The sequence below is a fragment of the Paracraurococcus lichenis genome (assembly GCF_030657435.1).
In the GTDB taxonomy this organism is placed as follows: domain Bacteria; phylum Pseudomonadota; class Alphaproteobacteria; order Acetobacterales; family Acetobacteraceae; genus Paracraurococcus; species Paracraurococcus lichenis.
Genome location: NZ_JAUTWS010000234.1, coordinates 1 through 2,912, shown reverse-complemented (window position 1 = coordinate 2,912; position 2,912 = coordinate 1). Strand labels below are relative to the sequence as shown.

The window sequence follows — 2,912 nt, the reverse complement described above, 5'->3', positions numbered from 1 at the left end:
CGCAGATAAAGGCTTGCTGCCGGCGCAGCACATCGTCGACACCGGCTATCTCAGTGCCGGGCAGCGGGTGCAGGCGCAGCACGACTTCGGCCTTGACCTGGTTGGCCCAGCCCGGGTCGACAGCAGCTGGCAGGCGAAAGCGGGCAAAGGATTTGCAATGGATGCCTTCACCATCGACTGGGATGCCCAGCATGTCACCTGTCCCATGGGTGTGCACAGCTCCAGCTGGTCGCCAGCGACTGATGGCGGGACGCCTGTGGTCAAGGTGAAGTTCTCCGCAACCGACTGCCAGGCCTGCCCGCACCGGAGCGACTGCGTTGGTCCGATCGCGACGCGGCGGATCATGACCTTCAAGACACGTGACGAATACATCGCCTTGCAAGCGGCACGACAGCGGCAGACCACGCCCGAGTTCCGCAGCCTCTACGCCCTGCGAGCCGGAGTTGAGGGCACGATATCGCAGGGCGTGCGTGCCTTTGACCTACGCCGATCTCGCTACTTTGGGCAGGCGAAGACACACCTGCAGCATGTCGCCACAGCCGCCGCCATGAACCTTGTGCGCCTGGTGCACTGGATCCTGGGCGACACTCCGGCGCGCACCAGGCGGTCGCACTTCTCTCGGCTGGTCCGAGCGCAAGCGGCCAGCTGACTTCGCCAGCAGTATCAATACTGCGAAAGAGCCATGGCGTCTCTCACCTGGAACCTATAGAGAACATGCGGAGCCCCGCATGACCGACCAGATCGTCATCACGGAAAAGACGAGCCAGGCGAAGGACGTCCGCGCCGCCATCGGTACCCGCTATGGCCCGGTCCTGCCGGCCGAGGGCCACCTGTTCGACCTGGCCGAGCCGGAGGACGTGGTGCCGGCCTGGAAGCGCTGGAGCACCGTCCTGCTGCGGCCGGAGGCGCTGTACGGCACCAAGCCCGCCTCGGGCGGCAAAAAGGCGGTCAAGCTGCAGGCGATCCGCCAGGCGCTGCGCCGGGCGAAGCGGGTCTGGCTGGCCACCGACTGCGACCGCGAGGGCCAGCTGATCGGTCAGGAGATCCTGGAGCACTACAACTACCGCGGCAGGGTGATGCGGGTGATGTTCACCGCCCAGGATCCACAGACCATCCGCGACGCCTTCGCCCGCGCCAAGCCGAATGCCGAGTACGCACCGCTTTACGCCGCCGCGGTGGCCCGACGGCAGGCCGACCAGATCTACAACCTCTCGCTCACCCGCACTGCCACCGTGACGCTTGCCAAGGGTGCACGCGCGGTAATCGGCGTCGGACGGGTGAAGACACCGGCGCTGGCCATCGTCTGCCGGCGCGAGCTGGAGATCCGGAGCTTCGTCCCGGAGGACTATTTCGAGGTGGTCGCCACTGCCGAGACCAAGGCTGGCCGCTTTCGCATGCGACACGCGCCGAAGGAGCGCATCCGCAAGCGTGCTGATGCCGAGGCAATCGCCGCCGCTGCCGAGGGCTTCAGCGGCCCGCTCTCCGTGCGTGTCGAGGACAAGCGGCAGTCGCCGCCGCGGCTGCACGACCTGCCTTCTCTGCAACGGCTGTGCGGGTCGCGGTTCGGCTGGTCGGCAGCGCGTACGCTGGAGGTGGCGCAGGAGTTGTATGACGGCGAAGGCAAGAAGGTTATCACCTATCCCCGCGCCGAAACCCGCTACCTGCCGGAAAGCCTGGTCCCGGACGTGCCGCGGATCGTTGCCGGGCTGCGCGTCGGGCGCGCCTATACGCCGATCCCGGTGCCGGAGCCGCCATTGATCCGCCGCGGCGCCGGCGGCGTCTTCCACGACAAGGGCCTGGCCGGCGCCAGCCACCACGCCATCATTCCGAACGTGAATACGGTGGCCGCGCTGCGCGAGGTCTGGCCGCGCCTGACCGCCGACGAGCGGCGGCTGTTCGATGTCATCGCCCGCGCCTATCTGGCGGCGATGATGCCGGATTTCCGCTACCGCCAGACCACGGCGAGGTTGGACGTCCGGGGGCATGAGTTCCGTGCAGTCGGTCGGCAACCGATCGAACTTGGCTGGCGAGCCGCCTTCCCGGACTGGACGCCGGCCGAGGAGAAGGGCGAGGACGCGCAGCTGCTGCCCGCGCTGCGCGACGGCGAGGCGACCCGGCTGCACGACGCCGGGGTGGAAGACAAGCAAACCCGTCCGCCGCCGCGCTACAACGAGGGCACGCTGATCGAGGCGATGCAGAACGCCTGGCGCTTCGTCGAGGATCCGGCGCTGCAGGAGCGTCTGAAGGAAGCCAAGGGCATCGGCACGCCGGCGACCCGCGCCGAGATCATCCGCGGTCTCAAGGCGCAGGAGTTCCTGAGGACCGACGGCAAGCACATCGTGCCGACCGAGCGTGGCCTGACGCTGTTCGGCGTGCTGGAGCGGGCCGACCCGGCGCTGGTCGACCCCGGCGTGACTGCGCAAATGGAGCTGCTGCTCGACCAGGTGCTGGTGGGAGAGCAGGAGATGATCGGCGCCATCGACGCCGTCTGCGTCCAGGCCAGCCGCATCATTGGCCGGTTGACGGACGGCACAACGGCCGGCGACGCGGCGCTGCTCGCCTCTGCGCTGGTGCAGCCCGACAAGGCGTCTCGGCGCGGCCGGGCGGCGGGCGAGGGCGCGCAGCGGCTGCCACGGCTGGCCAGGCGCCGCAAGGCCAAGGCTTCGGCCGGGCCGACGGAGGTGGCCGCCGGCGCCACCGGCCACACCCCGTCCAACCGAGGCGCATTGGGGAGGTCGGCCGCCACGGGGCCGCAGGGCCGGAAGGGCAGCCCGAGGCCGTCACGCAGGACGGCGGGGGGACCGACCAGGCCGGGGAAGCAGCAGCGGGGCGGCACGGCGGCCGAGGGCGACACGTCGCTGCGGATTCCTTTCGGCAACAAGGAGGTCGCGCTGCAACTCGGCGCCCGGTAT

At 69.3% G+C, this 2,912-nt stretch carries 2 protein-coding genes; both read left to right on the top strand.

Features of this window, described 5'->3' with window-relative positions; genetic code table 11:
- Positions 1–649: transposase (locus tag Q7A36_RS39205; protein ID WP_305109212.1), on the top strand; the 649-nt coding region annotated here is incomplete at its 5' end.
- A 79-nt stretch (positions 650–728) separates the two neighbouring features.
- Positions 729–2,912, top strand: a 2,184-nt coding sequence (locus tag Q7A36_RS39200) for a type IA DNA topoisomerase (RefSeq protein WP_305109211.1), incomplete at its 3' end; no start/stop codon positions are given.